The organism is Parabacteroides sp. ZJ-118 (assembly GCF_011038785.1).
Classification (GTDB): domain Bacteria; phylum Bacteroidota; class Bacteroidia; order Bacteroidales; family Tannerellaceae; genus Parabacteroides.
The window spans coordinates 21064-27190 of sequence record NZ_JAAKDT010000045.1 but is presented as its reverse complement, the minus strand read 5'-3'; the positions used below and the strand labels follow the sequence as shown (position 1 = coordinate 27190).

Genomic DNA, 6127 nt, shown 5'->3' with positions numbered 1-6127 from the left:
GAATACTTCTTGCGCCAGTAGTGATAGGTTGAATAACTTACACCTACTTGCTGTAGGCACGACTTCAATGGCAGGCCACTTTGTTGCACCTGCAATTCTAATTCTTCAAATTCTAATCTATTCATAATAATTGAGGTTGGATTGTATATGCTACTGCAAAGCAACAACCAAACCTCAAGCTGTACAATGTGTATTTGTTCGAATGCTTACGAATATCTATCCGTGTGACGCTCAATCGGCCCCAAGTATCTTAACTTCTATCGACAACGCAGCTAAGATACTTGGCCAACACAGCTAAGATACTTGGGCGATGGAGCTAACTTCATTCTTAATCTCTTGAAGCACATTTATAACGCACGAAGTAGCTCCTCGATCACCTCCGGGTAATGCGCATACTCCAAGGCATGTACCTTGCGGGCCACCTCCTCCGGGGAATCCAATGGCGATACCGGACAAGAGGCCTGGAAAATAATCGCTCCCTCGTCATAATGCTCATTAACATAGTGTATAGTAATACCCGACTCCCGCTCACCGGCCTTCACGACCGCCTCATGCACATGCATGCCATACATTCCTTTACCGCCATATTTAGGAAGTAATGCAGGATGGATGTTCACGATTTTACCGGGAAAAGCCTGAAGAATCACATCGGAGATCTTATTCATAAAACCGGCCAACACGATAAGGCAGACATCATATTCCGCCAACTTTTCCAAGACAGGCACACCTGCAATGAATTCCTCCCGTGAAAACACGAAAGAAGGTACCCCCAACCTGTTTACCCGTCCATGCACGCCAACATTACGGTTATTCGATAAAACAACCGCGACATTAATATTTTCACTGTTAGCAAAATATCGGGTGATGTTCTCGGCATTCGTACCAGACCCGGAAGCAAAAATCGCTATATTTTTCATGTTTTTAGATGTTTAAATGCACAAGAAAAGAAAAAATGTGCAGTTTTCCACATTTTTAGCTTATTAAATTTGCTTTGTAACATAAAAAATTCTTTTCTTTGCACTGCAAATTTAAAAAGTATATTCGTATTTATTAATCTAAATTGAAAAAGTTATGTCTGAAGTTGCTGAAAGAGTAAAAGCTATCATCGTTGACAAGTTAAGTGTTGAAGAAACAGAAGTTACAAACGAAGCAAGCTTTACTAACGATTTAGGAGCAGACTCTCTTGACACTGTAGAGTTGATTATGGAGTTCGAAAAAGAGTTCGGCATCTCAATTCCTGACGATCAAGCAGAAAAGATTACATCTGTAGGTGACGCTATCGCTTACATCGAGGCTAATGCGAAGTAATCAATCCTTTTAACTAAAGGTATGGAATTAAAAAGAGTTGTAGTAACAGGTCTTGGAGCTATTACTCCTCTTGGTAATACCCTCCCCGAGACATGGGAAGGTATTATCAACGGGGAAAGTGGCGCAGGACCTATTACTCAGTTTGATGCATCCAAATTCAAGACACAATTTGCATGCGAAGTTAGAGGCTTCGATCCATTGAGAGTTATGGATCGTAAGGAGGCTCGCAAGTGTGATCGTTATAGCTTATTCGCCATCGACGCGGCGAAACAAGCGATCGAGGACGCGGCAATGGACTTGGATAACGAAGATAAGAACCGTATCGGCGTTATTTTCGCTTCAGGTATCGGCGGTATCAAGACATTTGACGAGGAAGTATTGAGTTATGCGAAGATCAAGGATACGATCGGTCCGAAGTTTAACCCGTTCTTCATCCCGAAAATGATCTCGGATATCGCGGCCGGACATATTTCCATGCTTTATGGATTCCACGGCCCGAATTTTGCGACCGTTTCAGCTTGCGCATCCTCTACAAACGCTATCAGTGACGCATTCAATTATATCCGTTTGGGCAAGGCTAACGTCATCATCACCGGTGGGGCGGAAGCGGCTGTCTCTGAATCGGGAGTAGGTGGATTCAACTCCATGAACGCGTTATCGACACGGAATGATTCTCCCGAGACCGCGTCTCGCCCGTTCAGCGCCAGCCGTGACGGATTCGTGATGGGCGAAGGTGGAGCTTGCTTGGTATTGGAAGAAATGGAGCATGCGCTAGCACGCGGCGCTAGAATATATTGCGAGATCGCCGGGACTGGAATGTCTGCCGATGCTTATCACTTGACCGCTTCTCATCCGGATGGTTTAGGGGCGAAGTTGGTGATGCGCAACGCATTGGAAGACGCAGGAATGACTCCGGAAGACATTGATTACATCAATGTTCATGGTACATCGACTCCCGTGGGCGATATTTCGGAGGTAAAGGCGATCAAAGATGTGTTCGGAGAGCATGCCTATCAACTGAATATCAGTTCCACAAAGTCAATGACCGGTCACTTGCTTGGCGCTGCCGGAGCGGTAGAGGCGATCCTGTGCATTATGGCTGTAAACGATGGTATTATCCCGCCGACCATTAACCATGCTGAGGGCGATGATGATCCTGAAATAGATTATAAGCTGAATTTCACATTCAATAAGGCTCAAAAGAGAGAGGTGAAAGCCGCTTTATCAAATACGTTTGGCTTCGGCGGACACAACGCTTGCGCTATTGTTAAAAAATTCATGAAATAACGTGTTTAGAAAGCTATACAAACAGCTGCATAGAGGAATAAGGCTCCTGCAAAATAAAGGCAGGGAGCCTTATTTGTCTTTATCAAAGATTCTAGGTTTTTATCCGGACAATCTCCAGATTTACGAGCAGGCGTTGTTGCATAAATCATCATCAGTAGAGATAGGTAATGGCAAATATATTAACAATGAGCGCCTTGAGTTCTTGGGAGATGGCGTTTTGGATGCCGCGGTCGCTGATATTGTCTATAAGCGCTACCCGAATAAGCGGGAAGGCTTTTTGACAAACACACGTTCCAAGATCGTACAGCGGGAGACGATGAATAAGATCGCGGTACGACTCGGCTTGGATCAAATGGTAGTCTATTCAACCAAGATAAACTCTCATAACAATCATTTGTATGGTAACGCGCTCGAGGCCTTGATCGGCGCCATTTATCTGGATCAAGGTTATGATGTTTGTTACAAATTTATCCGCGACGTGATGATAGAAAAGTATATCGATGTAGATACGCTCGTCCGGAAAGAGATAAATTTCAAGTCGAACCTGATAGAATGGAGCCAAAAGAACAAAATATCAGTTTCATTCGATCTAATAGAATCTTTTACGGATAGCGATGGGAATCCTGTATTCCAGAGCGCGATTAAATTGCTCGGCGAGCAAATTGGCATAGGTATCGGCTACTCCAAAAAAGAGTCTCAGCAAGCGGCTTCTAAAATGGCGATCAAAAGATTGCGGACAGACAAAGAACTCCAGCGGCGTATCTTTACCACAAAGAAAGAGAAGACGGATAAATCAACCGGTGAGGAAGAGTTCTCCGAGCTCCCCGAGGAAGGAGCTGTATAAGATTTTCGACATGAAGCACTCCCAAAAGCAGGAATGATAGGATAGCTTTTGGGAGTGCTTTATTATTTCCCGAATGTCACGCCCATCCGTTTCCCTTGTACGATCAAATCATGATCCGGTGTCACCAATTTTAGTTTTCCCGCTACTTCTGACAAAGGGATGGATTCCACCGTATCTCCCTTTATACAAACCATACGTCCGAACTCACCCTTGGCGATCAGTTCCGTGGCATGGCCTCCCAGGCGGGTGGCGAGGTTGCGGTCGAACGGAGAGGGATTTCCACCCCGTTGGGTATATCCCAACACGGTATCGCGGGTCTCGATACCCGTTCCCGCCTCGATAGCTCGGGTGATATAATCAGAAGGACGCTTTTTATCCGAAGTCTCGATACCCTCGGCCACCACGACGATAGAGTAAGGTTTGCCCCTGCGAGCCCGATCCAAGATCGCCTCGTTCACCTTATCGATATCGTATCCCAATTCTGGGAGTAAGATCACGTCGGCACCTCCGGCCATTCCTGCGTACAAGGCGATCCATCCGGCATGATGGCCCATCACTTCAACGACCATCACCCGCTTGTGGGAACTAGCCGTAGAATGAAGACGGTCTATCGATTCCGTGGCGATATTCACGGCGGTATTGAAACCGAACGTAACATCCGTACCCCATATATCATTGTCGATGGTCTTGGGAACGCCTATCACGTTCAATCCAATCTGAGATAATAGATTGGCCGTCTTCTGCGTACCGTTCCCTCCGATACAAACCAAGCAATCCAACCCTAGCTCCTCATAGTTTTTCTTAATGATCTCCGGCTTTTCCGAATCCCCCGAGGCCAAGAGCTTACGGAAAGGCTTCTCTCTGGAGGTTCCTAAAATGGTTCCCCCCAAATTCAATATGCCGGATAGGCTCCGTTCATCGAAAACTTGGATGTCTTTATTCAAAAGACCTATAAAACCGCTATGAATACCTATCACTTCCATACCATAATGCATGATAGCGGTCTTGCCAACACCACGGATCGTAGCGTTGATACCGGGGCAATCGCCACCCGATGAGAGAATCCCTATTTTCATCGTAACGTTAATTTAGTACTTAGCAAAGATATAAATAAAAAGAGAATGCCTACATTTGCACTCAAACAAATAAAAAGGGCATGGATATTTTAACACGGACGATCTCGCTCCTTCTCCGCCATCGACAAACGGAGATCGGGCGGTTTGGGCAGGATATAGATCTCATCCAGCACAAGCAGCTGCATGCTCTTCTCGCAAAGGCACGCAAGACAGAGTGGGGACTCAAATATGATTATAAGAGCATTCGTACGTATTCCGATTTCTGCCAACGACTTCCTTTACAGACTTATGACGACATAAAGCCGTATGTCACCCGGATGATAAACGGAGAAAGGGATGTTCTCTGGCCCTCGGTGGTGCGGTGGTACGCCAAGAGTAGCGGAACCACGAACGACAAAAGTAAATTCCTACCCGTCACCCCCGAGATATTAAAGGGCTGCCACTATAAAGGAGGCTTCGATTGCGTAGCCATTTATCTGCGAAACAACCCGGGAAGCCGTTTCTTCTCCAAGAAAGGCTTGATATTGGGAGGTAGCCATAGCCCTTCCCCGCTAAATGCCAAGGCTCATCAAGGCGACTTATCCGCCGTATTACTCCAGAATCTCAATCCGCTCGTCAATTTAGTACGCGTCCCCCGGAAACCCATCATCCTGATGGATGAATGGGAAAGCAAGATCAAGGCTGTCGTGGAGAATACTTGGGACAAGGATGTGAACAGCCTGTCTGGTGTTCCTTCCTGGATGTTGGTATTGATCAAGGCCGTATTGAGAAAAACAGGGCGGGAATATCTTACGGACGTATGGCCCAATCTGGAGGTCTTCTTCCATGGGGGAATCAGTTTCGAGCCTTATCGGGAGCAATATAAAACCTTGATTCCATCGGATAAGATGCATTATATGGAGACCTATAACGCATCCGAGGGTTTCTTCGGACTGCAAGATGACCCGGCAGACCCCAGTTTGCTAGTGATGCCGGATTACGGTATTTTCTATGAGTTCATCCCGATGAACGAGGTGGATAGCGCCCATCCGACCGTGTTGCCGCTGGAATCGGTAGAGACCGGGAAAAACTACGCGATGGTAATCACGACCTCGGGGGGATTATGGCGCTATCAGATCGGGGATACGGTACGTTTCACCTCGTTATTCCCTCATAAGCTCGTTATCTCCGGGCGTACCAAGCACTTTATCAATGCCTTTGGCGAGGAGCTGATGGTGGATAACGCCGATAAAGCGATCGCCATGACTTGCCTACGAACCGGGGCGAAGGTAAAGGAATATACCGCCGCCCCACTCTTTATGCTGGATAAGGCGAAAGGGCGGCACCAATGGTTTATCGAATTTGACAAGAAACCGGGATCTCTCGATGAATTCGCCACTTTGTTGGATCAGAACTTGCAAAAGCTGAACTCAGATTATGAGGCGAAACGGTATAAAGAGATCTCCCTCCAGCCGCCGGAAATCGTTATCGCCCGCGACGGCGCTTTCTATGAATGGCTCAAGCAGAAAGGTAAATTGGGCGGGCAACACAAGATCCCGCGCCTCGGCAACGACCGTACGCATATCGAGGAGCTTTTGCGCGTCAACCAGTCTCTATGAGCCGGCCGCGCTAT

The 6127-nt window shown here is 46.7% G+C and carries 6 protein-coding genes; 4 read left to right on the top strand and 2 right to left on the bottom strand.

Going from position 1 to position 6127, the window contains the following annotated elements:
* Positions 1 to 347: 347 nt before the first annotated feature.
* Entirely contained in the window at positions 348 to 917 is a 570-nt protein-coding gene (locus G7Y39_RS11355; protein ID WP_165157576.1) for a phosphoribosylglycinamide formyltransferase, read from the bottom strand.
* A gap of 154 nt (positions 918 to 1071) precedes the next feature.
* Between G7Y39_RS11355 and G7Y39_RS11350 the strand changes: the two genes are divergently transcribed.
* The 3 genes from G7Y39_RS11350 to rnc are packed head-to-tail and all read left to right on the top strand — an operon-like array spanning position 1072 to position 3439.
* Entirely contained in the window at positions 1072 to 1308 is a 237-nt protein-coding gene (locus G7Y39_RS11350) for an acyl carrier protein (RefSeq protein WP_165157575.1), read from the top strand.
* A gap of 21 nt (positions 1309 to 1329) precedes the next feature.
* Positions 1330 to 2595 carry a beta-ketoacyl-ACP synthase II gene (gene fabF / locus G7Y39_RS11345; protein ID WP_165157574.1) on the top strand — a complete coding sequence of 422 codons (1266 nt, stop codon included), beginning with the start codon at positions 1330 to 1332 and terminating at the stop codon, positions 2593 to 2595.
* Between the two features lies 1 nt (position 2596).
* Complete coding sequence (gene rnc / locus G7Y39_RS11340; RefSeq protein WP_165157573.1) at positions 2597 to 3439, top strand: ribonuclease III; 843 nt, start codon at positions 2597 to 2599, stop codon at positions 3437 to 3439.
* Between the two features lie 62 nt (positions 3440 to 3501).
* Here the strand turns inward: rnc and G7Y39_RS11335 are convergent, their stop codons facing one another.
* Entirely contained in the window at positions 3502 to 4515 is a 1014-nt protein-coding gene (locus G7Y39_RS11335; RefSeq protein ID WP_165157572.1) for an ATP-dependent 6-phosphofructokinase, read from the bottom strand.
* Between the two features lie 80 nt (positions 4516 to 4595).
* Here G7Y39_RS11335 and G7Y39_RS11330 point away from each other — a divergent pair, with 80 nt between their 5' ends.
* Positions 4596 to 6113, top strand: coding sequence for a GH3 auxin-responsive promoter family protein (locus G7Y39_RS11330; RefSeq protein ID WP_165157571.1), 1518 nt, complete (start codon positions 4596 to 4598; stop codon positions 6111 to 6113).
* The last annotated feature ends 14 nt before the right edge of the window (positions 6114 to 6127 follow it).

What these genes read in the sequence shown, in the direction of transcription:
- G7Y39_RS11355 (WP_165157576.1), bottom strand. Translation starts at nt 917, where the DNA reads ATGAAAAATATAGCGATTTTTGCTTCCGGGTCTGGTACGAATGCCGAG.
- G7Y39_RS11335 (WP_165157572.1), bottom strand. Translation starts at nt 4,515, where the DNA reads ATGAAAATAGGGATTCTCTCATCGGGTGGCGATTGCCCCGGTATCAAC.
- G7Y39_RS11330 (WP_165157571.1), top strand. Translation starts at nt 4,596, where the DNA reads ATGGATATTTTAACACGGACGATCTCGCTCCTTCTCCGCCATCGACAA.
- G7Y39_RS11350 (WP_165157575.1), top strand. Translation starts at nt 1,072, where the DNA reads ATGTCTGAAGTTGCTGAAAGAGTAAAAGCTATCATCGTTGACAAGTTA.
- fabF (WP_165157574.1), top strand. Translation starts at nt 1,330, where the DNA reads ATGGAATTAAAAAGAGTTGTAGTAACAGGTCTTGGAGCTATTACTCCT.